Below are 23358 nucleotides of genomic sequence, written 5' to 3' on the forward strand. Positions count from 1 at the left end.
CCTGGCAGGTCGGACGCCCAGGCGAGGCAGATGCGCGCCGTGATCGCGGTCGGAGACGCCCTCTTCGACCTTCTTGAACGCAGGCCTCGATGACGCTTGCGCTAGCTGACTTCGAGCTCTCGGCGCCCCTGTGCCTTGCCTGCCGTCCGCGTGATCATTTCGTTCGGCATGAGTTCGCTCTGCTCTGCTGGTGTCCGGTCCGGCGGCGGCAGCATCGGCAGGGGCGCACACCGCCGGACTCGCACAAGAGTGTCACCCGGCTCCGGCACATCCACCGGGATGGCACCCGTGCGCGCATGCCTTACTTGAGTGGGGTGACCCTGTCTTCGCCGCAGCGTCGGGCTGAGCGTGTGGAAGATCATCACCATCTTTGCCGGTGCCGTCATCACCGCCGGACTCGCCGGCACCGCCACGGCGGCCGCGCCTGGCGATCCCGCTACTGCGGACGGGCGCAGGGAGTTCTCTGTCGCCCGCACCGTCTAGGCACTGTCCGGCGGATCACGTGACCAGGAACCGGAAGGCCATTCTGACTAGACCGGTTGACACGACAGCCCTTTCAGTTCTTACGGAGGCGGTGGGCCATGGCAACGAGTCTCCGAGGCAGCTTCGGCCCTGCACATGCGTAGTCGATCAGCAGGTTCCGGTAGGTGGTGTTCGCGATCTCTGGCGCCAAGGTGATCAGGGCCCTCAGGTCGTCGGACGAGCCGGCAAGGCGTGTGCGGTAGGCGGCGCTCGCCGCGCGCAGGGTGACTTCGTGAGGTTCGTATTCCAGGCCCTGTTTAACGAGGCTCGCGGCTGCGGCGAAGTCGCCCTGCTCGGCACGCACGTCCGCCAGGTCCAGGTAGAGGGACCAGTTGGCGGAGTCCAGGAGTAGGGCGGATTCGAAGGCCGCAGCAGCCTGATCCAGGTCGCCCATCACGCGCCAGGTGGCCGCTCGTGCGACTGCAGTCCACGTGACCCGGTCGACGGCATCGGCGCGGTCGCACAGAGCGAAGGACAGTTCGTACCGGCCGCAGGCCCGAGGCAGTCGTGCCATGGCGGCCAGCGACTCTGGCACGGGATCCCGTTCGGACACCACGTCGAGGGCATGGAACCAGGGCTCGAACCGCTCCCGCATCTCGTCGGAGTCCAGGTCGTGGCCGTAGTCCAACGTCCGCAGACACGCCTCGGCCAGCGCCGCAGCACTCACCGCGCCGAGACAGCGCGCATCGCCGAACCAGGGGGCAGCGCCCCATGCCACGTCGGGCCGCACACCCGTGACCGAACCAAGGGCCATCACCGCGTCGTCCATGTCCCCTTCAAGGAACAAGAAGTACGCCTGCGCCAGCACAGCGCTCAAGGAGCCGTCCTCTTCGAGGCTCTCCTTCAGCTCCGACCTTCGGTCCTGCCACAACTCAGCGAGGGCCGCATAGGGCTCCGAAGCCGCTGGCGCCGAGGCTATTGCCCCCACCAAAAGCTTCACGGCGCCCACCAGGCTTCCACCGCAGTGCGCCATCACACCAGCGAGACTGACTCCCGCCGCCACTGACTGATTCGACATCGCCAGAGAATACCCGTGGCCAAAGGTTCAGCGAGTACTTCCGTATGGACGGCAGCACCGCTGACAGTGATCTGTCAGTGACGGCAACCCTGCAGGCAACGACGGCGCACAAAGGCGACGATCACCCCAGTCGGCGATCAGAGCAGGAGGGAGAGAGCCCCTCTCCACGCATCGCCCGATCCTGCCGGGTTGCTGGCTCGTTAGTCCAGCATGGGGCGGGGTGATCTGACCAATGCTGAATGGGCCCGGCTGGAGCCGCACCTGCCGACGTCGGGACGGCGCGGCGGGCAGTGGAACGACCACCGCAAGGTGATCAACGGGATCTTGTTCCGGGTCCGGACGGGCATACCGTGGCGGGATTTGCCTGAGCGTTTCGGCAGGTGGAAGACCGTCTATGAACGGCACCGGCGCTGGTCGGCGGACGGCACGTGGGACCGGATTCTGCGTGCCGTCCAGGCGGAGGCCGATCTCGCGGGCCGGATCGACTGGACCATGGTCAGCGTCGACTCGACGTCCTGCCGTGCTCATCAGCACGCGGCCGGGGCCCGAAAGAAGGCGCCACGCATCCCGAAAAAAGGAGGACGCCCCGGCACCACCGTCCCGACGAAGGGCTCGGACGGTCCGGGGCGGCTTGACCTGCAAGATCCACCTCGCCAGTGAGGGTGGATGCCGACCCATGGCCTTCCTGGTCACGCCAGGTCAGTGGGGCGACGCACCGCAGATGATCGAGGTACTCGAACGCCTCGCCGTTCCCCGGCCGCAGGGCGGACGGCCGCGCACCCGGCCGGACCACCTCGGCGGCGACAAGGCATACAGCTCACGCCGCAACCGCCACTACCTTCGAAGACGCCAGATCAAGCACACCATCCCGGAGCCGAAGGACCAGCGGGCCAACCGCAAACGACGCGGCAGCAAGGGTGGCAGGCCCGCCGGTTTCGACAGCAAGATCTACAAACGCCGCAACGAAGTCGAGCGCACGATCAACCGGCTCAAGAACTGCCGAGCCGTCGCCACCCGCTACGACAAGAGGGCCTACGTCTTCCAGGGCACCGTAACGGTCGCGGCGATCCGTTTATGGCTCCGCCCGTGATCCGCCGGACAGTGCCTAGGGCCGGAGCAGATCGAGCACACCTAACGGCGGATCAGGCTGCGCGCTAAGCAGCGGCATTCCATATGCTTGGTGTCGGCACCACTGACAGGACGGTGCACCCTGTGGGCCGGTCCGTGTCCCTTCGCACGTACGCGGACCGGCCGCGCCACACTCGCGGCGGAGCCGGTGTGTTCTCCCTCTGTCGCACCGCGCCTCCGTCTCCGTCTGGCGGAGCAGTCGTGCATTCCACTGCCGGTGTTCGGATCTTCGGCCGTCTCGGAGGGCGCGCATGACGGCGAATACCTTGCCAAGGATGACAGCACCGTTGCCGGGGTTGTGAGGCCTCAGTCAGACCCGGCCGTTCTCACGGCGCAGGAGCTTGACGGTGGCCTCGCCGACGAGCACGGCGGCCACGATTTCGCCGTGAATCAGCAGGTTGGCTTTCCGTACGTTGCCGGTGTCGCCGTTCGTGAATAGCCACGTCGATCATGCTGTCTCTGACCACATTCAGCTCGAACAGGAGCCCCTCGCCGAGCAACTGACGGCCCGCGGTCATGATATTTCCGTAGAAGGAGTCCCGCGTGGGGCAACACTGCCGGAACTGGAACTTGAGGCCGGCCCGGGCTCCGGAGCTCAACCTCGCGCGCTACATCAGAAACGGCTCCGTCACCGATGTCGATAGTGGAGAGTAGGAGAGGGCGATGAGCCTGTTCGGGGACGGCTTGGACGCCGCGGTGCGGAAGTCGTTCACCCGCCCGGCGCCCAAGAGCGCCGGCGCGCAGATGCGGTACCTGGTGAGGCAGCACGAAGGCAGCACGAAGGCCGTCTCCGAGCTGCTCGGTATCACTCAGCGCACGGTCGAGCGATACGTGAAGGACCAGATCAGGAGACCCCGCCCGCATCTCGCCGCCACGATGGACAGCGAGGTGAAGAAGCGGTGGCAGCCGCAGATCCGCGCCAAGGCGCGACTGAGGGCGGCGACGACCGACGGCATCGTCATCGACACGCGCGCCCGCCTCGGCTACACCGCGCCGATCGGCTCCACGGACCAGGACCGGATCCGCCACCTCACCGTCGCATTGCCGCCCCACCACGCCGCTCGCCTCTTCGACGCCCAGGAGCAGGGCGCCACCGAGGACCGGCTCCGGGAGATCGCGGCGGAAGCCCTCAAGGAGGTCTACTTCCAGGACGGCGGCCGCCGCGCCGGCTCACTGGAAGAGGTCCGCATGCTCGACGTCCAGCACCTCGAGTTCGAGCTGTAGGCCCTTACGAACGGCCCGCAGAGCCAGACAGCTGCGGTGGCCGGGCGACGTCTGCAGCCGTCGTGCTGCGTTGGCATGCGCGTCTGCTTCACGTCTCGTCTCATGGCGCGGCATCGGAACGTCCGAGCCGGCCGTCGCGGAGTGTGGACCTCGGCAGGCACCAGACGGGCCCGCACCGCAGCTTCCAGTGGTGTCGACTGCTTGGGCAACATACGTAGCTCTGCCGGCATCCCTGCTGGCCGCGCTGCCTTTGCCGAGACGAACCGAGTGGTGGAGGAGCTACGTAGCTCGACTCTGCGGCTTGCAAGGGTTTCTCTCATCGAGGCTCATGGATCGGTGCCCCTACTGACATGGCCCGGTGGTGCCACAGCTTTTGTACCCGGAGCGCGCGCAGGGCGCTGGGCATTCTGACGAAGGCGAGGAAGTGTCCGCCTTGCGTTCGTAGCGGCGGTGGAGCCTCCGACAGCCTGCACAGGCTCCGCCAGGAGTTCCAGAGCTGGTCCGGCACTACTGGCGGGCACAGCGGCTATGGTCCGGCTCGTACTTCGCTCGTCCGTTGGTACATCGAGCAGCAGAATCGTCTGATGTGACCTGCGGTCAGAGCAGCGTTGAGGATCGCTTCACCACCGGGCTAAGAAGTCGCTTCTTATGGCTGAGATGGCTCCGCAACCCGTCCCTGTGGCGCATGCCGTGATCATCTCGCACGCCCGATCACGATACGTAGACGGGTGACCACCGGATGCCTGCTCAGGTGGCCGTCGACTGGAGTTGGTGCGGCATGTTCCAACCCTCAGCGAGCCTCGACGGATGAACGTTAACTCCGCCGCCGAAGAACTCGCAGAACTTCATGATCAGCGGGTCCCAGCCGAGCGGGTCCACATAGCGCGTTCCGGGGATGACCAGGTCTTCCTCGACATGGGCGCGAAGGACTTCAACCTCGAAGGCGGTGGCGTACGACTCGGGACCGCCGAAGGGATGGGCCGAGACCACCTTGCACTCCAGCTGGACCGGACATTCCGCGGCCCTGGGAGGCCGGACCAGATCCGATGCCTGCTCGGTCAGATGGGCTGCCGCAAACTTGTCGGACTCGTACCGGTAGCCCTGCTCCTTCTTGTGGCCCGGTATCGCCTGCTTCCCGGTGGTGAGCGCGATCCGGTCGACAGCATCGACCATCGCCGACGAGGGCAGATTGAGCACGCACTCGCCCTCCCGCAGCAAGTTCGCGGTGGTCTGGGCGCTGTTGCCGAGACCGAGCATGCAGGACTCACCCAGCCACCACGCCGAGGACATCGGCGCGAGATTCGCCGTGCCGTCCTCGTTGAGCGAGCTGATCAGCACCACCGGAGTTCCGAAGTACAGGACCTTGAGCCCAGGGACGACATGCATGCGCTGTGCCTTTCGCGAAGTACCAGACGATCAGGCCCGCGATCGGGAACACGAGCCTTCGCTCACTCTCTCGTGAGTGAGCTATGAGCACTGGCGGAAATGCGACGTCGCGTTTCGGACGGGCGGAGCGATCATCCGATGACAGAACCAACCCGGCGCTGATTACTAGGGTATCGCCGCGAAACGGATCAAAGGGGCAATGAGTTGATCTTGAAGCCCTGTCAGCTGGCGCCTTCGGCCTCGCCGGTGTCGGCGAGGATGGGGTAGACAGTGGCGACCGAAGGCCGCTGGCCCTAGTTCTTGCCCGGGGTGATGACCTGCTTCTGGGTAATCTGCGGTACGGGCAAGCCGTTGGCCCGCAGGCTGCGGGCGTAGTCGGCCATGTCGTCGTCGACGACCTTGGGGCGTCCGCCGTGACGGCCGCGCTCACGGGCGAACGCCTTGCCCTCCAGGGACTTCTCCCGGATTTACTCGCGCTCCGACTCCGCCATGCCGGCGAAGAACGCGAAGAGGGCGGCGCCGTGACCGGAAGGGTCGTAGACCCTTGAAGGGAGCCGGTGACGAGTTCGAGCTGAACGTCGTGGTAGAGCAGGTCTTCGGCGATGGCCAGAAGTTCGGCGGCGCCGCGGCCCAGACGCTTCATCTCGTGCACCGAAAGTCCCCCGTTGGTGGGGGACGGCCTTCTTGATGGTGCGGGCGAAGTCCATCGCGTTGACGAACTCGGGCCGGACTTTGACCCGGGTGCTGATCTTCTCCGAGAGGACCGGGTCACACCCGGCCTCGGCGAGCGCGTCGAACTGGCTCCCGAGTTCCTGCTGGGCGGTGCTGCACCTCGCGTAGCCCACTCTCGTGGGTTTCGTGGTGGCCTCGGGCACGGCGGGGTCAATGGCCGGGGCCATCTCCCATGCGTGTCCGGGGCCGCGGTCGGCGGGGTACGGGCTTCGAGTTCGGCGCGGCGTTGGGGACGAGCATGAAGCGCGGGGTGTGGTAGTCATTTCTGCTGCAGGCTGAGTATCGAGCGCCATGCCTGTGCAGTGATGTGTGGCCGGGCACGGCGCTGGCGCCTGACACAAGGACGGGGACTCGGCTTGAGGCTTGCAATACCCCTACGATCGTCCGCCGCTACCTGGGTAGCACCGTTTGCTCTCGCATTGCCACTGTTGTACTCCATGGTCGGCCCTGGTCATCCTCCTACAGACAACTTTGGGCACGCACCGACCATTACCTCTTACCCGCTGATGTTCACTTACCCGTTCGCTTATGCGGTTGCATCGTCTCTGGCTTTGTGGGAATCAGGCACTTTGCGACAGGCTGGCGTGTGGGAAATGCCGCTGGGGCGTTCCCGAGTCCTGATTGCAGCGCAGTCCCTCCTTCCGGTGGTGATGCTCGCGTGGGCCTCGCTGATCCGTCCCGTCAGCATGGCCTTGCTTATGGAAGGCGTGTGGCCGACGTGGCTCAGTCTGCGTCCCCTGGCCATGGGGCTCATCGTTGCTTTGTGTCACACCGTCATTGGTTTTGCAGTGGGGAGACGACTGCCGAGGATCATCGGTGCACCTCTCCTGGCTGTGACGACGTGGGTGGCCGTGGCCTTCGCGGTGACGGTTGACGCTCCTTGGGCCCGTCACATCTCGGGGCAGTTTCCGGAGCAGTTGATGTTCGGGGAGGCCGCCGCATTCGACGCGTTGTGGCCGCATGTCGCAGTTGCCGGAAGTCTCGCCCTCGCCGTGGCTCTTCTGTGGGCTCCAACTCGGCTGGTGTGGCTTCCGTGGGCGCTCAGTCTATGTGTCCTTGCCGGCGGGATCGTTGGCACGTACTCGGCGGTGGAGGACTATGACTACAATCCGCCCTTGCTGACGGCAATAGCGGACATGCCCTGTGCCCGTAGCGCACCCCAGGGCCCCCGCGTCTGCATGCCGCAGGCCACCGCGTCGTCACTTACGCAGGCGGTTGAGTACACCGAGCAGGTGTTGACGTCCCTCCGTGATGCGGGCGTTGAGCGCCGCCCGGAATTGGTAATTGACAGCCTTCCTGACGGCCGGTTTTCCAAGCCCTCCACGGCCACCACCTGGCGGGCGCCGCTTACGTTGGCCGCCCAGCAAAAGGATCTGAAGTTCGCCCTCGTTGTGACAGCGGTGAGACTGGACTGCGGCCGCCCGGACCCGCTGCTGCGGCGTGTCACGATCGCTTGGGCGGCCCGAATCACGCACACCGAAGAGGCGTGGGACCGGTTCCGGGCCGGCATCGACCGAGGGAATGGACAGAGCTACGGAGTGGTCGACCGGAAGCTTGATGAGGTGTCCGCACTCAGCCCTCAGGCACAGGCCGCCTGGTTCAATGACAGCGTTTCGAAAGCGTGTGCACGCTGATATGCGGTGGTGGATCAAGGTTCGGCGCATCCCGTTCGTCGCCGCAGGAGCAATGCTCAGCATCGTGCTGTCTTTGTGGGTGGGAGGCGAATCAGTCCTCATGCCTTCTCTGTTCGCCGGCAGTCAAAGAGCTGTGCTCACGATGTTCCTGCCCGTGCCACTGGTCGTCGCGACCGCGCTCGCTCTCGACTCACATGTGCCCGCCCTGGAGACAAGCGCGGTTCGTCCTGTCTCCCGCTTCGACGTCGCTCTCGTCCTTGCAACTCTGGCGCCTGCTCTCGTCCTCGCGATGGCCGCGGATTCTGGCGTCCTGATCTGCGTGCTTCGCAACGCGGCCTTCCTGACCGGACTGTTCCTGTTGACACGCCCGTTGGCAGGACAAGCGTCTGTCATGACCCCCGTCGGCTGGATCGCCGTCGTAGTGTTCTTCAGCAGCAGACCCTGGCCCGACCCCGACCCGTGGACCGTCCTGCCTGAACCCGCAGGTGCCCTTCACGCCGCCGTAGCCGCGATCGCCAGCCTCACTGCTGGTGTGCTAGTCCACCTTCATCTCAGTCGGGGAGACAGATGAGTATTCAGCTCTCGAACTGTACGTTCCGGTACCGACGACGGAAACCGTCTGTCCTCGACGGCCTGACGTTCACCGTGCCGCACGGACTGTCGATCCTGCGCGGCCCCAATGGCGCTGGGAAGTCCACTCTCCTCAAGCTTGCCGCCGGCGTCCTCACACCGAGGGCAGGGACGGTGAAGCTAGAGGGGCAGTCCTCGAGCGAGGTGGACTACCGCAGGAGGGTCGCATGGATGCCACAGAACGTCACGCCGATGCCACGGCTGACCGCTCGCGAGTACGTCGCCTATGCAGGCTGGCTGAAAGGCATGTCTACCGACCACGCCTACGAAGCAGCGAAGATGGCTCTGAGCCGCGTAGATCTCACCGCCCAAGCCGACGCCAGGACTCACCACCTCTCCGGAGGTCAACTCCGACGGCTCGGCGTGGCCGCTGCTCTCGTCCACGACGCCCGGATCCTCCTCCTCGACGAACCCACAGCTGGAATGGACCCCCACCAGCGGCGCATCTTCCGCGACCTCGCCGGCGAACTCTCGGAGCACGTGCACGTGCTCATCTCCACACACGACATTGCCGACCTCGCCGAAGAAGCAGACCACGTCTCGGTCCTTGTCGCAGGGAGCATGGTCCACAGCGGAACCACCGCCGAGTTCCTCGCGCTCAGCCCGCCCGACGTCGCCGAAGGCCGCAGGGCAGAAGCCGCCTACAGCGCGCTCATGGTCTGAACCGGCCCGTCGTCGCTGCCAGCTCGTCGCCCGAGCCAAGTTCAGGTGGCTTGGCTGAGGAAGGCAGCGGTCAGGTCCTGTTCGCACAGCGGGGTGGAGTCGACGTCCAGCGTCGGGGCCGTGGGCCGACTCCTGGCGCTCCGTCGGTGTGCAAGTAGGCCACTAAATTAGTCGCTTGAGTCGCTCGGAACGGCGGGCGCTGCACCCCCCTCCCAGGCTCTGCCCCCAGCACCGCCTGGGAAGTTACCGACATAGCATTCGGGCACTGCTGCCGCTACTGGATGACGACGAGTGAAGCAGTAGCTCGGGCTTGCGCGTCCCAGCTGCAGTGGGCGACGCGACACGCTCGGCCGCCCCCTCACAGCCTGAACGGAAGATCCCCTGCGTGAGAGCCGTGCGGCTGGCGCACACGGTCTTACTCTCGGCGGCATCGAGCACCGCCTCCGCATCGCGCGAGACTGCTGCCAGTATGACCGCCGGCCGCTGTAGTCAACGCGTGCCCGACTACGCGATTTCCTCTGTGGGCAGGTCGTTGCTCCATGACCACTGCGTGTAGGCCGGCTTGCGTGGTCTACTCCGCGAGTCCGCTCGCGCAGATCTGCGCCGTATCCGCGGGTGCAATGGAATGGCCCGCGGGCTGGCGCCGGGTCAGCGCCGCTCGTCTAGTGCTGTGACCGGGAAGGTTCACCGGGTTCGAGAGCTGTGAGGGACCGGACGAACGGTTCGCGTGCTGGGGTGAGACGATCGGGCCGTGACCATCCACCTTCATGACTTCGATGGCGAGCACTCGCTGACGTTGGATGCCGGCGGCCTGGCTGCCGATGCCGCAGTAGTTGCCGCCGGACACGAGCCGAACGGGTACTTCTGGGAAAGTCTCGTGCGGTTTGCCTGGCCGGTTATTGCCGAGCACGTCGATTTCGACAGCGAGGCTGGCATGTTCTGCGCGGTCGGCAGTTCGAGCGACCTCGCGCGACTCAAAACGGCCGTCGGATCCGTCATCACGAGCCCCGAGGCAGTCCGCGACATCATCGCCCGTGCGGAGGCTTCGGGCTTCGAGTTCGACGACTAGTGCTATGCCCTCGCCGGGTTGAGCGGGGTCAGGCTGCGGCCGGCAGTGGCCTGCCGCCCCAGCGGAGACCTCGTTCGCTGCGGACGCGTGCGCGTTCGCGGCGTTGGGCGGCCAGGACGTCGGGGTGGCGGGCGTTCTGGTTGCGCCAGCGCAGGTAGGCGTGCAGGGCCGGGGTCTGGACGGTGTGGTTCGGATGGTGGGAGTTGGCGAGGGGGTGAACTGCCGCAGCGGCCCGAAGTGGGCCTCGATGGGGTTGGCCCAGGACGCGTAGGTGGGTGTGAAGCACAGCTCGACCTTGTTCCTGGCCGCCCACCTGCGGATCTTCCAGTTGAGGTGGGCGGAGAGGTTGTCCAGGATCACGTAGATCGGGCCGCCGTCCGGGCGGGCTGCTCGGATCGACCGCAAGGCGGCCCAGGTGTGGTCAATGCCCTTGCGGCGCCGGTTGACACCCCACGGCTTGTCGTCGCCGACGGAGTAGCAGCCGTGGAAGTAGGTGATGCCGTGGGTGCGGCGGTAGGTGGCCGGCAGCCGGTCGGGGCGGCTCTGTTCGGCCCAGCAGGAGCCGGCGGTGGGGCGGATGCCCAGCGGCCCGAACTCGTCGAAGACGAACGTGCAATCAGGACGCTCGTTGATCGCGTACTCGATCCGGGCCAGCTTGGCGTCGAAGGCCGGGTCCGGGGACTCCTTCCAGGTCTTCGTTCGCTGGAAGGTGATCCCGCGGCGGGCCAGTAAGCACCGCAGGGCCTCGCGGCGATCCGGACGGGCCTGGCTATGTTCCGGCGCAGGTGGTCGGCAAGTTTGCGGACCGACCAGCGGGTGAAGGGCTTGCCCAGCAGGGTCGGGCGGGTGGTGGCCGTCTGGATGACGAAGTCCTCGTCGTCACTGCTCAGCAGGCGGGGACGGCCTCCCGCCCACTGAGGGTTGAGGCATGCAAGCCCGATCTCGTTGAAGCGGTGGATCACGTCACGGACGGTGTCCTCGTCCGCCTGGACCAGCCGCGCGATCACCGGGACCGTGCTGCCGCCGGCAGAGGCCAGCAGCATCATCGCCCGCCGAAACCGCACCGAGCTCGTACCACCCCGCCGAACAATCTGCTGGAGCTCCTGCCCCTCCTGCTCCGTCAGCCTCCGGACCCTGACCGGTGGTGCCATCCCGCCTCCCCTGCTGGTGGGAAGCGACATCGCTTCCCACCAGCACAACGAGCAACCCGGTGAACCTATGCGGTCACAGCACTAGCAGTGAGGATGGCTGCCCATGCGATGCCCGACCTCATTGCTGTTCTCGAACAGAGGTGCCTATCAGTACTGCGTGAAAGCGGAACTTGCCCACATCGGGTAGGCAATACCGCTAAACATGAGTCATGTCTGCAGCAGCGCGCTCGCGTCCCTTGATCGCCGTCGTCGGCAGTGTCGACAGAGTACGTAACCTCAACCCGCCTCTGCGCGATGCGGAAGCGGCTCCGGGGGCGTGCAGACTGTTGGGAGCAGAATTGCTCCGGGCAGGCTGCGACCTAGCCGTCTTCTCAAGCAAGTCCACGTACATCGAAGCGGACGTCGTGCAGGGTTACGCCGAGGCTGGCACGGCGGAAGCTCCTGGCAGAGTCTTCGCCTACCCGCCGCGTCACAAGTCCGTCGACTTCGCTCTGCCGCCCGATAGCGCTGTCACCGTGCAGACGGTGCGGGACACCAGCGGGGAGTGGGAGGTGTCCTATTACCGGACTCTGCTCAACTGCGACGGTGTCCTTCTGGTCGGCGGAGGGCAGACAACCCGCATCGCAGGAATCATTGCTATGTCTCAGCAGATACCTGTGCTGCCGATCGCGGCGTTCGGTGGCGGAGCTGGCCAGGTCTGGGTGAATCTCGACAAGATTCGCAACGGCCTGGGTGACACGAGCATTGCTCTTATGGGGGACGACTGGCATCCCGATACTGCGCCGAAGCTGGTCGCTTCGTTGCTAGAGCAGCGGGAGCTTCGTCGGGCGGCCGAGGCGGCGGCACTGCAGACGGACCGGTGGGCCGCCCTGCGGGCGAGCGCCAGTCTGGTGCTTTCTGTCTTGTGCATGGTGCTGGCTGTCGCGGCGATCGTTCTCGCCCCGCCGGCAGGCCCGGCGGGTGTCCGGAGTTTGTCGTTGCTGCTCCTCGCCCCGTTGGTCGCATCCGTTGGCGGGGCTCTGATCCGGCACTCTTTCGAGGCCGAATCCAGTCCGTTGCGTGCTGCTGTCCGCGGTCTGGGGGCTGGCCTGGTCTCGGTGCTGCTGTACTGCGCCTCGCAGCTGCTCACTGTTCCGACGCTGCTCGACGCGCTCGATGTGCGGCGCCTGCTGTTTTTCACCGTGCCGCTCGGTTTCAGTGCGGGATTCACCTTCGACCTTGTTTTCGAACGTCTGCGGTCCGGAGCGGCTCCTGCGGGGGTCGACCCGCTGGCCAGCGCGGCCCCGACGCCTGCGGTGCCTGGGCAAGGCGCGCCAGCGGGTGCTCAGGCGGAGGCTGCTCCGCCGAGGTGAGCTACTTAGGGGGGCCTATCTTCTTCTGCGGCGGGGTACATACCGGGCAGCGGATGACGAGGCCGTCTTGGGTGGATTCATCCATACTTGTGCCGTGAGTCGGGATCCGCTGCTAAGGGGGAGGTCGCGTATGGACGAGGGGCTGTCGGCAGCGCTGCTGGTCAGAGTCGCGCTGGGAGTAGTTCACGGGCTGGCGGAAGAGCCGGAACGTAGTGCCTGGACCCGGCTGGGTGATCTGGTAGCCAGAACGGAACCGGCACACGGGCAGCTCATCCCAATCGCTCAGCGCGAGCTGCTCGAGTTCGAAGCCTCCCCGGTCGACCCTGCGCGCGCGGAGGCGCTCTTGCATGCTCTGGACCAGCGCGCACAGCGCGATCCTCGGTTCTCTCGAGAGCTGGCCGGCTGGGCGCAGGACGCGAGGCAGCGCTCCTTCACTCACGATCACGGTCCTGACTTCAGGAGCGCGTCCCTGCACGGTTCGGTGGTGCAGTCGGGCCCGGACAGCCTCGTCACATTTGTCACCTACGGTCCTCCTGCGCCTTCTCGTCATCCTTGAAGGCTGGCGTTTCAGGAACTCTGGCCTTCTGGGCCGTGCGAGGTGTCCCGTTCTGCAGATGCCTCTACCTGGAGCGCCTCAGCGAGAGTGGCTTGTGCTTGCTTGTGCTGTCCGGTGGCGTTGAGAAGGTCACTGAGCAGTAGGAGGGAATCGACGAGGCCTGTGGTGTCCCGGCCCTGGCGGAAGGCCTCGGTGGCTGCACGCAGGTGCTCCACGGCCAGCATGTCGTTGTCGGTATGGGCCATACGTCCAAGTGCGTGAAGCGCCCGTGCGCGGGAGGTGATGTCGCCGAGTGATTTATGGGTCTCGGCGCTTTCGGACAGGGCGGCGTGTGCTCTGCGGATATCGCCCAGTTCCACGCTGGACAGCCCCAGATTGAGCAGTGCTTCGGCAAGCGCCCGCTCGTCTCCAACGCCTCGCAGTTCACTGGCGGCTCTGGCCAGGGTGAGAGTGGCCTCCTCGTGACGTCCTTGGCGCCGCAGAGCGTTGCCCACGTTGTTCAGGCACTGGGCTGCTGACGCAAGGTCATTGATCGAGAGGTAGGCGTCTCTGGCTCGCTCCAACTCGAGGAGGGCCTGTGTTTCCTCGCCGTCCTCTAGCAGTGCGAGCCCCAGGTTGTTGCCTGCGCGCGCCTGGCCGGGCCTATCGTCTAGTTTGCGGTAGAGGACAAGGGCTCTGGAGAACAGGCCGATGGCTTCCTCGAAGTGTCGGACCTCGAGCATGGCCCGGCCTAGGGCCTCGAGCACTGCGCCTTGGCCGCCGGCTTCGCCCATCCGCCCGGCGCGGATTGCTGCGAGCGAGAGGTGCGTCAGGCCCTCTTCCGTCCTGTCACTGCGCAGCTGAGCCGTCCCGAGAGCGGTGAGCAGAATCGCCTCGTCGTGGATGGAGATTTCGACGTGTTCTGACGCTTCTAGAGCCCGCTCCAAATGGGTGACAGCGACGCCAGCTTCGCCGAGGTCGAGCAGAGCTGTGCCGAGGTTGATGAGGACCTGCGTCAATCCCATGCGGTCGTCGATCGCTGTGAAGCGATCGGCTGCGTCGGTCAGGACCCGGACGGCGTCCTTGTGTCGTCGTCCGATAAGAAGGGTCGCGCCGAGGTTGCCGAGCATCAGTGCGTAGGCGGCGGAGCGGTCGCCTCCTTCGCTTCCCAGGCGTGCCGCGTCTTTCAATGCCGTCATGGCTGCGTCGAAGTCCCCGGTGGTCGCCATGGCGACTGCGAAGTTGTTGAGTGCTGCGGATCGCGTGTATCGGTCCGATTCATCGGCCGCAGGTGAGTTCAGCACTGCGTTCATGACACGCAGCAGGTCGCTGAACTGCCGTGTCTGCGTCAGGAACTCTGCCAGGGCCAGCGCGATGGCCTGACCGGTCTGTGCCAGCCCTTCACGCAGGCAGATGTCCACGGCTGCGACGAGGTTCTCTCGCTCGTCTTCCAGCCATTGCACTGCTTGTTGACGTGAGGAGAAGACGATCCTCTTCTTCTGCTCGGCCCTGGTCCACGTGTCAGCCTCGCGCGCGTACTGCTCGTAGTAGCCCATCAGCCGCATCAAGGCTCTGCGCTGATGGTCTTCTAGTGCGTGTCTGCGGCACAGGTCCGCCGCGTGCTGCTTGACGAGGCTGTTGATCCTCCATTGGTCAGCTGACTGCGCCGATCGCCTTAGCAGGTGCAGGTCGGCGAGCTTCTCCAGAAGGCCGTCAGGGGCAGAGCCGGTCAGAACCAGTGCAGCGGTTCCGGAGAAACTCTCGCCAGGCATCAGTCCCAGTAGACGGAAGGCGGATGCCTCCACGGGCGTCAGCTGCAGGTACCCCCAGTCGAGAGCATGACGGACCGAGCCGTCACCGACGGGAAACACATCGGCCATGATCTGGGCACGCTGCAGCTGAAGGAGCAGCGTCGTCACCGTCAGAGCGGGGTCTTCTTCCAGTAGCTTCGCCGCGGCAGCCAGCGCCAGGGGAAGCCTCCCGCAGCTCTCACTCAGGGCTGCTATCTCGTCCATAGCCTCACCTAGTCGGGTACCCGGCACATGCGCGGCTGGCAGGATGCGGGTCAGCAGCTGGACGGCTTCTGTGGCACTCAGCGGATCGACTGCAATTGGTTCGGCAGTTGGGGGGACCGTTGACCGGGTGGTGAGGAGTACCGACAGACCTGGCGCGAGGTTGCTCAGGGCAGAGTGGTCGCCCCGCGCCGCGCCGTCGAGAACCAGTAGAGCTGGCCGGGCGCCCGCGCCTGTGACCTGGTGCATCAGTGCCGAGCACAGCAGCCACGCTTCGTCGTGGGACATGGTTTGCGTTGCAAGGGGTGGCATTCCCAGCGCGCTCAGAAGTGTTGTCGGAGTGAAGGGCTGCTCTGCCAGGCTGGTCCACAGCACCCCACCAGGAAACCAGCCACGTTCTCGCGCTTGGTGCACCGCTTCGACGGCCAGTGCCGTCTTGCCTGAGCCTGGCATCCCCGCCAGCGCCGCGATCATTCTGTGGCGCGGCCCCGTGTCGGCCCACAGCGCGTGGAGTCGCTGCATTGCAGCTGCCCGCCCCGTGAAGTGGATGGGGCGTTCCGGAAGATGGCTGGGGGCTTCGATCTTGTGACCGGGTTCTGCGGCTGCGGCTCGTGCGATAGCTCGGTCGCAAACCCGGGAAACTGCATCAGCAGCCGGGGTTGTTTTGCCTTGTTTACCAGTGGCTGCCTGAACGAATAGCGCTCCGGACGCCAGGGTGTGTGCGGCAGGCCCGAGATCCGTTCGCATCGCAAGATCGGGTTCTGCTGTTGCGACCATGAGGACAGGGGCAAGGGCTGGATCGGCAAGTACCTTGGCGAGAGCGCGTGCCAGCTCCTCGCCGGCGTCACCTATGAGGCTTCTGTCGAGATCATCGAGCCACAGCACCGTGTGAGAACCCAGCCGGTCGTCGTTGACCGCATCCACCAGTGCCTGGCGGCGCCCAATGACCGGAGGGCTCCAGATCCACCAGTCGCCCAAAGCCTGACGGACTGCCTCAAACGCTGCCCTCGTGCGTCCGCTGGACGGGCCGCCTGTCACAACCACCAACTGACTCTTGTGAGATGCCTGCTTCATGAGCAGCGGAAGTGCGATGTCACTCGCGCGGGCCATCCGCGGCGTAAGGTCGGTCAAGATCAGGCGGTCGGGCTCGGTGATGGCCAGAGTTCTGGCACTTCGCGTGACCAGGCGTGCCGCGATGCCAAATTGCAGCGCATCTCGGTCACGCAATTCCGTGATCCGTGTCCCGAGCAGGCCGCGATGGGGGGAACGGGATGCGCGCTGCGCGGGATAGGCCAGAACATCCGAGGCTCCGCGCGCCCCCAGCTCGTACACCACCCCCCTTGCGGTCCGCAGGAACACGGGAACATGGGCCACGGGCAGCGCCATCTGTGCACCGCGGGGAACACGTACCTTCTGTGCGTCGTCCCAGGCGTGGACGTGGGGTGCGACCTCGAGGACTCGTGGCTGCGTGTCCGGGACGAGGATCCCTTCCGCCGGCCAGCGGGGATCACCGATGGTCACATGGGATCCGTCGTGCCGCACGGCGACGATCACGTCCTCAACACCGTCAAGGTGCGCGCCCGGGACGGGGGCGATGGTTCCTGTCCGGTCTAGGGCGTAGTCTTCACCGCCCAGCACCCCAAAGAGTTCCAGCGCAGCTGGAGTCTGGCGGACCCTGTCGGGGAACCGCTGCCAGGCTCCAACGAACCATCGCTGGAGCCTTTGCCGACGGTCTGGAGTCTGTACTGCTGCCCGCAGCGCCCGTTCCAGCAGGCGGTCGATATCGGCGTCGGCCTCCTGCGGGCGAAAGCCGGCGTCGGCACACACCGCTGCCCAGGTCACCTGCTCTTCCAGCGCAAGGGTGGGGGACAGATGTTCATGCACGCGGAAGATGACTTCTCCCGCCTCACGCACCAAAGCTCCATCCGCGCTTCGTTCAAGTTCCGCGCGCAACAGATCCCGCAAGGGACGCAGAAGATCATGGTGCAACGCCATGGAGCGGGCTGTGCTGCGCAGCGACCAGGGCCCGAACCATAATGCCGCCTCGGCAGACACCGTCAGGTTGGGACGAACCTCGACTCGGATTGCCCGCACTAGTTCGGGCTCGATGCGTGTAGCGGTGCACAGGACGATGGCAAGCAGTCTTGCAGGCTCTGGGAGATCCTCCACCCGAGGGACCTCGCGAGGGTCGCTGTTCCGGCCCCCGATCATGAGAGCGCGGAGTGGACGCGGGCGGTCGTGGTCTGACGGTCCCAACTGAGTACGGGCATCAGCCGCTGCAGCCAGGGCGGCCACAGTTCAGGCGGTGAGGGGATCAGCGCCAAGGGCCGGCACGCTGCACGCCGGATGAGCTGCGCCGTCTGTCGCCACTCGGTCTCGAGTTGGGGTGTCGCGCCTCCCGTGTGCGCGCCGAAGTCGCTCAGAACCAGAACCCTCGCGCCGGGCGGAGGTGGCTCATAGGCCTTCCACGTCCATCCCGCCGCGGCTCCGCTGCGTTGTAAGGGGGACTCTGAGAAGTACTTGATGTCGCAGCTGTGCTCTCCTGCCAGTGCGTTGACTCGCCGCACTAGCTCTGCCTGGTCTCTGTGGAAGGGTTGCATGCCCACGCCGAGGTCGACGAGGACCTGGACGCCGAAGCGCAGCGTGCGGACAGGTTCACGCGGGAGCTGCGACAGGACGTCTCCCCGGCATACGGTGTCCAGCAGAGCGGCGACGTCGACTGGTCCTTCGCGCACCACTCGTGACAGCAGCAGATGAAGGGTGGCGGACTCCGACGTGGGTGGAAGCAAGGGTTGGTGGGGTAGCGGCTCAGGCTTGCTGCGTTGCTGTTCAGCGAGCGCGGGTTCGCTCCATCCGCGTTTTGAGCCCGGCGTCTGGGCGCTTACCGGGCGCAAGACCTGCAACGGTTCCTCGGGGAGTTCGGCAGGCCCGCGTGAAGGTTGGGACGCCGGCTTGCTGGGCTCCGCTGTGGGGCTCACCGTGGCCTCCAAGGATAGGGCTCGTTGGAGGCGCTCGTCACCGGCAGGCGGCCGCGCCGGTGCAGCCTTCTCCATGCCCAGCAGTGCCGCGATGCGGCTCAGTGTCGCGTGATCGGACGTCTCCACGCCGAGCGCGGTAACGGCCCGTGCCATGTCCGCGATCCAGTTCTCGCCGCGGGGGCTCACTGGCAGGGCGTCTGCCTGCTTCATCTGCGCTCTCACTTCCGCAGATGCTGCGGCTTGACGAGAGTCAGCCCGCGCACAGCGTCCCACTGGCCTTGTCCGACCTTGATTTTCAGTTCGCGGCATGCCCACAGTGCGTCGAGGTATTCCGCTGTGCTGGGTTCGCGGACCCCTTGGCGTCGTGCGGACTCGCGCACCGTCTCGAGCTCATGTGCCAGAGCCTCTGCCAACTGCATGTCGCTCGGCGCTGGTTCTGACTTGAGCCGTACCTTCAGGTGTTCCTCGGCGATTTTGACCAACTGCTCGGAGGTGGAGGGCGGGGTGAGCTCCGCGATGACGCACCGGCGCAGAAATGCCTGCGGCAACTCCCGCTCCTCATTGGTCGTGATGACCACCAGATGCTGGTGGAAGGGGCGCCCGGGCATCGCTTCCGGGTCCGCCTCAACCGTCACCCGTGTCCCGGATTCGGCGACGGTGAACTCCTGCAGAGCGAGCGGTACCAGGAGGCCATTGGGCACATCGGGATCCGCCTTGTCGATCTCATCGATCAGGACCACGGAGTGCCGGGCGAGACGGCCTTCGTTTCGCAGCTCCTCCGGATGCTTGTACTCGGTTGCTGCCGGACTGCGCAGCCGGGCGCTGCGCGCTACATGTTCAGATGCCGAGCGCGGCGCAAAGGCCCACCAGAGTGGGCCCGGCTCCACGTAGGAGTCCGCCTCCAGATGCCTTGGGCCCCTGAAGAGACGGTGGCTCTGCGCGTCAGCGAGCCGGCGCACCCCGTCGAAGGTCCACTGCAGGTCGCGGGCCCGGGTCTGGGAAGTGACTACGTAGTTGTAGTAGCGCCAGTTCCGCTCCTGAGCTACGTAGGGAGCCATGGAACTCTTTCCTGATCCCGGCTTCCCTCTCAGGAGCAACGGCCTGCCGGCAGCGAGCGCAACCTTGATGGCGAGGTCTAACTCCTCGGGCATGACATAGACCATGCTGTCGTCGGGTGCGTCTCCCCGCGGAGCTTCCGTCACGGCCGACTCCTTTCCATATGTGTTATCAACTAGCAATGCCAGCCACGTCCTCGAGGCTTCGCATGAACGAGTAGGCGCGCATCTCCAGGCTCTTCGCCAGGTCAACCTTGACCGCTCTTGTGAGGCCGAGATCGTCAAGTAGTTTTCCGGCTGGGAGGGGCTCAGGATGGAGCACGATGATGACAAGCCACGGGTAATCCTTGTGCAAACTGTTAACGACGCTGGCCACGTCCTCAAGGTCATGACCACTCGCGTTGATCACCAGATACTCACGACATCCAGGGCGCGGTTGCACCAGGCCGGGGTCCAGGGTGTACCCCGGGGGAATGTCGAAGATTTCTTCGAGCGCAGCGAAGCAATCGTTCAGCAACTCTTCTTCGGGGGTGCTCTCGTCCATCGGAATAGCGCCATTAGCATGGAGCGCGCGGCTCGTAAAGGCCCGGGGAGCATTACATAGGGCTCGTTTGATGTGTTGCTCCGCCGCCCAGGAACCGCCGGCGCGCAAGAGAATCAGAGGGGCTTCTTCGCTGCAGGAAGGGGAGGGTACGAAGCAGGCGGCCGTCTCAGGATCAACCCACGAGGGCATGAGCTCCGCCGCGAGGCCCGATCGGCCTGCGCCCAGGCTAGGCCGGAGTGCTGCGACCGCAGCAGGAAGGAGGCTTCCCTGCCCCTGCTGCACGAGCTCTCCCGACCGGAATAGCAGGTGTGCCAGGAACAGCTCTGCCCCCACGCTGGCCCGCACGTGCAGCAGTTCCTCCGCCGAACAGCAGAGTGCCCCTGCCATGTCGTTCAACGACTCATAGTCACGCTCCCGCGCGACACGAAGATATCCAGAGACCCGCTTCGTCCACTCGAAGAAGGCGGATTCTCCGCATGGACCTGCAACAGGCGCGAACTCGTCAAGAACCCACTGCGCGATCCGCCGCGTAAGCTCCCCCGCCGGCAACGGATTCTTCTCACGCTGCCCGAGTTCGGCCTGCAGGGTTAAGAGCGCACCGAATCCACGCTCTCTCGCCGTCTTCGTATTGCTGGCGCCGAGAAAGCATGGGATAACGGTCTTTAAGCTGCGCACGATACGCCGTGACATTAAGATTTCGGCCTCTCGGCGAACCCATGGAGATTCCGCGATCGTGTTGGGGCCTAAGAGGACGATCGCGGCATCACACAGGTACATCTCCTCGTAGAGGGCCGGACTCCACTGCTCGCCTACGCGTAGCTTTTCGACATCCGTGAAGACGTCATAGCCTCGGTCGGACAGCTGAGGCGCGATGATGTCTAGTGCTTCCACGACCTCCGCGTCCTTGCCGCTGCCGTGACTAATGAAGATCTTCAGCGCACACCCACCCCTCGCCTCCAGCACCGGCCACCTCGCTGGCACCGAGCGCTACCCCTGCACTGATTGTGCTGGACATCCGTATGCCTCGGCAGGCGGTTGGGCAACATACGCACGCGGCACCCCAGCCGGTGGGCCTGACGACAGAATCCCCGACGCCCGCGCAGAGGCGGGATCGCCAGGCGCGGCCGCCGTAGCGCCCCGGCGAGTCCGGCGGCGATGACGGCGCAGGCATGGTGTGAGCTTCTACGCGACTAGCCCAATACTGCGGCAAGGACAGGCACGCAGCATTCGATCAGGTCATACGTCCACAGGCGCCATCCCGATGGATACGCCAGCGTCGAATGGCACGCTTGTGCGAGTCCGGCGGTGCGCGCCCACGCTGCGCGGTTCCTTATGAGGGGCTTGCCGTCGGGAGCGGCCCTGTCAATCTGACGCGATGATGGTGCGGGGCTGTGAACCATGGCCGAGCGACGGAGGAAGTGACGAGTCACATGGGTGATCTGCCGGACGAACTGAACGCGTTACTCCATCCCGATGTGGTACTTCCTCAACCTCTACCTCCAGCAGGTCCTGGGCTACGGGGCTTTCGTCAGCCGCGAGCGCCGGCGGCGCGCTCGGCGCGGCCCTGCTGCCGATGACCGCCCTGCTGATGGTCTTCATGACCACCCTCACCGGGCGTCTGGTGGGCCGCTTCGGGCCCAAGCGCCACGATTGCCGCGGCCGCGACATACACGCCGCCGAGGCCGACCGCGACCGTCACCGCGAGGGCGGCGACGATCGCGGAGGGGCGACGATGGAAGACGGCTCTGCACCCTCCTAAGACGTCGTTTCTTATGGCGTGATTGCTCGTTGAGCCGCGCATGGCCGGCAGGCTGGTCTGCAAGTAATCGTCTGCACCTCTGGGAGTGGGTGAAGCCTGCCGCTCACCCACAGTGCCGAGCTACGCCCGTCTGTCCAGCACGGAGAGCTCCGTGCCGCAGTCGGTGCAGACGGCCTGTCCGAACATGTATGGCAGCCCGTGTGCCACGACTCTCTGGCCATCTGCCAGGGCCCGGCGGTACAGCTGCTGTACCGCACCGCCCGCTTGGGCGGGGTCGATCGGACGCAAGGGCGACCTCTGCGCTTTCGGGTTCGCGTAGTCCTCGCTGGACGCGAAGTGGCCTTCCTCTCCGAAGACGATGGTCAGCATCACTCCGCAGTAGGGGCAGTCGACTTCATGCTCACCCTCCGCAAGGTTCTCCAGATTCCGGTCCCAGACCTCGGCGCCCTGGAACGCCATCCATGACTGGAGCAGGAAGACGTAGTCCACTGCGGTCATGGGTGTGGTGAGTGTTTCCTCTGTCAGACGGCAGAACGCGGCCGCTTCCAGGGTTCCCATCTGAGCTGCCTCGGGTGAAGAACGGGCGCACCGCGTGATCGCTCCCGCCAGGTAGAGCACCTCCAGTCGTTCGCCGGCCGCTCGTCCGGCTGCGATCCCAAGAAGGCGGGGCAGGGCGGCGAAGCTTGCGGAGAAGGCGGTGTCGTACATCGGGCAGAGCCGGTCAACCAGCTCCGTTGAGACAGCTTCGGGGTCCGCCTCGTACCGGTCAAGCAGGTCGGGCACCCCTTCCGCTGAACCGTATGCGTCGCTGAGCCTGGGCCAATCCGTCATGCCCGGCATTCAAGCATCGCCCGTCCAGTCCGAGGCAGCAGGGGCCTACAACAGCAGGTTTCGCTCTACTTGGTGAGGCGGCGGTGACAGATCAGGGTCGCGGCTATGCCGACGAAGGCAAGGAAGTGCTCAGGTTTGCGCTCGTAGCGGCGGTGGAGTCGGCGACAGCCGGCGAGCCAGGACACGGTCCTCTCGACGACCCATCGGTGGCGGCCAAGCCGCTGCGAGGACTCGAGCCCCTTGCGGGCGATGCGGTGGCTGATGCCGCGCTTGCGGAGCCATCGGCGCAGGTGGTCGTAGTCGGTAGCCCTTGTCGGCGTGCAGTTTTCCTGGGCGACGACGGCGAGGTCCGCGGCGGGAACGAATGGGCGGGATGCCCCGCACAAGCGGCTCAAGGCCCTGACTGTCGTGCATGTTGGCGCCGGAGATGCCGAGCGACAGCGGCAGTCCGTTCCGGTCCGTGATCAGGTGGATCTTTGAGCCCATTTTGCCGCGGTCGGTCGGATTCGGTCCCGTCAGTGGCCCCCTTTTGCAGCCCGCAGACTGACCGAGTCGATCGCGCACCGCGACCAGTCCAGCTCGCCGTAGGCTCCGAGCTCGTCGAGGACGACACGGTGGAGCCTCGCCCAGACGCGGGCCCGGCTCCACTGGGCGAAGCGTCGGTAGACCGTCTGCCAGCTCGGGCCGAACACCGGCGGAAGCTGCCGCCACGTGCAGCCCGAGGTCGCCACGAAGATGATCGCCGCCAGGGCCTCGCGGTCACCGGCCCGTCGCCGACCCCCGCCCTGAGGACGTATCACCTCGGTCGGCGGGACCACCCGCCGGAACAACACCCACAACTCGTCCGGCACCAGCCGCTCAACCAGATTCGCCATGCACTGCTCAACGAAGGATCAAGCCATAAGAAACGACGTCTAAACCGCGCCTACCGCGAACCCGGATGACACAGACCAACGACTTCTTGCGCTCCGTGAGCATCCACCGCGGCCCCGCGGGCCGTCGGCAAAGATGAGCCCGCGATGCGCAAGAGCCCATGTCTTCGGAACCGCGGGGGTCGACGTCGGACCGAGGACCGGGTCGCGCTATTTACCGGTTCGCGAGGCCACCAGTTCGCGGCCTGGCCAGCCGATCACCC

17 protein-coding genes and 3 pseudogenes are annotated in these 23358 nt (G+C 65.7%); 9 read left to right on the top strand and 11 right to left on the bottom strand.

Annotation, left to right across the window (positions count from 1 at the left end; genetic code table 11):
- Nucleotides 1-556: 556 nt before the first annotated feature.
- The gene (locus ACF1G2_RS30350; protein WP_391801436.1) at nucleotides 557-1525 is read right to left on the bottom strand and encodes a tetratricopeptide repeat protein; all 969 of its coding nucleotides are present in this window, start codon (nucleotides 1523-1525) and stop codon (nucleotides 557-559) included.
- Nucleotides 1526-1750: 225 nt separating this feature from the next.
- Here ACF1G2_RS30350 and ACF1G2_RS30355 point away from each other — a divergent pair.
- Nucleotides 1751-2630 (top strand): IS5 family transposase gene (locus tag ACF1G2_RS30355; RefSeq protein WP_391801363.1). Its coding sequence is split into 2 segments (ribosomal slippage): nucleotides 1751-2100 and nucleotides 2099-2630, totalling 882 coding nucleotides; the frame shifts between segments, so codons are not numbered across the junction.
- A 285-nt stretch (nucleotides 2631-2915) separates the two neighbouring features.
- Here ACF1G2_RS30355 and ACF1G2_RS30360 read toward each other — a convergent pair.
- Nucleotides 2916-3174 (bottom strand): annotated as a pseudogene (locus ACF1G2_RS30360) (LexA family protein); the annotation flags it as partial.
- Between the two features lie 157 nt (nucleotides 3175-3331).
- On the opposite strand from ACF1G2_RS30360, the gene tpg reads away from it, so the two are divergent.
- A complete protein-coding gene (tpg, locus tag ACF1G2_RS30365) occupies nucleotides 3332-3892 on the top strand; it encodes a telomere-protecting terminal protein Tpg (RefSeq protein WP_391801364.1) in 561 nt (186 codons plus the stop codon).
- Nucleotides 3893-4639: 747 nt separating this feature from the next.
- On the opposite strand, the gene ACF1G2_RS30370 is transcribed toward tpg, so the two are convergent.
- Both ACF1G2_RS30370 and ACF1G2_RS30375 read right to left on the bottom strand, forming a co-directional pair.
- A complete protein-coding gene (locus tag ACF1G2_RS30370; protein ID WP_391801365.1) occupies nucleotides 4640-5278 on the bottom strand; it encodes a flavin reductase family protein in 639 nt (212 codons plus the stop codon).
- A gap of 467 nt (nucleotides 5279-5745) precedes the next feature.
- Complete coding sequence (locus ACF1G2_RS30375) at nucleotides 5746-6303, bottom strand: recombinase family protein (RefSeq protein ID WP_391801366.1); 558 nt, start codon at nucleotides 6301-6303, stop codon at nucleotides 5746-5748.
- Between the two features lie 126 nt (nucleotides 6304-6429).
- On the opposite strand from ACF1G2_RS30375, the gene ACF1G2_RS30380 reads away from it, so the two are divergent.
- From ACF1G2_RS30380 to ACF1G2_RS30395, 4 genes are all read left to right on the top strand, one after another.
- On the top strand, nucleotides 6430-7644 hold the full coding sequence (locus ACF1G2_RS30380) for a hypothetical protein (protein ID WP_391801367.1): 1215 nt from the start codon (nucleotides 6430-6432) through the stop codon (nucleotides 7642-7644).
- Nucleotides 7645-7696: 52 nt separating this feature from the next.
- Nucleotides 7697-8215: a hypothetical protein gene (locus ACF1G2_RS30385; protein WP_391801368.1), complete on the top strand. Its 519-nt coding sequence runs from the start codon at nucleotides 7697-7699 to the stop codon at nucleotides 8213-8215.
- Nucleotides 8212-8937 carry an ABC transporter ATP-binding protein gene (locus tag ACF1G2_RS30390; RefSeq protein ID WP_391801369.1) on the top strand — a complete coding sequence of 242 codons (726 nt, stop codon included), beginning with the start codon at nucleotides 8212-8214 and terminating at the stop codon, nucleotides 8935-8937. Before ACF1G2_RS30385 ends, ACF1G2_RS30390 begins: the two co-directional genes overlap by 4 nt.
- A 751-nt stretch (nucleotides 8938-9688) precedes the next feature.
- Nucleotides 9689-10006, top strand: coding sequence for an Imm51 family immunity protein (locus tag ACF1G2_RS30395; protein WP_391801370.1), 318 nt, complete (start codon nucleotides 9689-9691; stop codon nucleotides 10004-10006).
- Between the two features lie 28 nt (nucleotides 10007-10034).
- Here ACF1G2_RS30395 and ACF1G2_RS30400 read toward each other — a convergent pair.
- Nucleotides 10035-11157 (bottom strand): annotated as a pseudogene (locus ACF1G2_RS30400) (IS630 family transposase).
- A 209-nt stretch (nucleotides 11158-11366) separates the two neighbouring features.
- Here ACF1G2_RS30400 and ACF1G2_RS30405 point away from each other — a divergent pair.
- Together ACF1G2_RS30405 and ACF1G2_RS30410 are read left to right on the top strand one after the other, a co-directional pair.
- Entirely contained in the window at nucleotides 11367-12509 is a 1143-nt protein-coding gene (locus tag ACF1G2_RS30405) for a hypothetical protein (protein ID WP_391801371.1), read from the top strand.
- Between the two features lie 130 nt (nucleotides 12510-12639).
- The gene (locus ACF1G2_RS30410) at nucleotides 12640-13065 is read left to right on the top strand and encodes a hypothetical protein (protein WP_391801372.1); all 426 of its coding nucleotides are present in this window, start codon (nucleotides 12640-12642) and stop codon (nucleotides 13063-13065) included.
- 11 nt (nucleotides 13066-13076) lie between these two features.
- Here the strand turns inward: ACF1G2_RS30410 and ACF1G2_RS30415 are convergent, their stop codons facing one another.
- The gene (locus ACF1G2_RS30415) at nucleotides 13077-17225 is read right to left on the bottom strand and encodes an NB-ARC domain-containing protein (RefSeq protein ID WP_391801373.1); all 4149 of its coding nucleotides are present in this window, start codon (nucleotides 17223-17225) and stop codon (nucleotides 13077-13079) included.
- A 416-nt stretch (nucleotides 17226-17641) separates the two neighbouring features.
- Here ACF1G2_RS30415 and ACF1G2_RS30420 point away from each other — a divergent pair, with 416 nt between their 5' ends.
- Nucleotides 17642-17800, top strand: a complete 159-nt coding sequence (locus tag ACF1G2_RS30420; protein ID WP_391801374.1) for a hypothetical protein — start codon at nucleotides 17642-17644, stop codon at nucleotides 17798-17800.
- A 452-nt stretch (nucleotides 17801-18252) separates the two neighbouring features.
- Here the strand turns inward: ACF1G2_RS30420 and ACF1G2_RS30425 are convergent, their stop codons facing one another.
- From ACF1G2_RS30425 to ACF1G2_RS30445, 5 genes and pseudogenes are all read right to left on the bottom strand, one after another.
- On the bottom strand, nucleotides 18253-19236 hold the full coding sequence (locus ACF1G2_RS30425; RefSeq protein ID WP_391801375.1) for an AAA family ATPase: 984 nt from the start codon (nucleotides 19234-19236) through the stop codon (nucleotides 18253-18255).
- Nucleotides 19237-19261: 25 nt separating this feature from the next.
- Nucleotides 19262-20596, bottom strand: a complete 1335-nt coding sequence (locus ACF1G2_RS30430) for a toll/interleukin-1 receptor domain-containing protein (RefSeq protein WP_391801376.1) — start codon at nucleotides 20594-20596, stop codon at nucleotides 19262-19264.
- Between the two features lie 565 nt (nucleotides 20597-21161).
- A complete protein-coding gene (locus ACF1G2_RS30435; protein WP_391801443.1) occupies nucleotides 21162-21455 on the bottom strand; it encodes a hypothetical protein in 294 nt (97 codons plus the stop codon).
- 57 nt (nucleotides 21456-21512) lie between these two features.
- A complete protein-coding gene (locus ACF1G2_RS30440) occupies nucleotides 21513-22223 on the bottom strand; it encodes a hypothetical protein (RefSeq protein WP_391801377.1) in 711 nt (236 codons plus the stop codon).
- 65 nt (nucleotides 22224-22288) lie between these two features.
- Nucleotides 22289-23098, bottom strand: a pseudogene (locus ACF1G2_RS30445) (IS5 family transposase).
- Nucleotides 23099-23358 lie beyond the last annotated feature (260 nt).

Source organism: Streptomyces sp. NPDC013457 (assembly GCF_043089925.1).
Classification (GTDB): domain Bacteria; phylum Actinomycetota; class Actinomycetes; order Streptomycetales; family Streptomycetaceae; genus Streptomyces.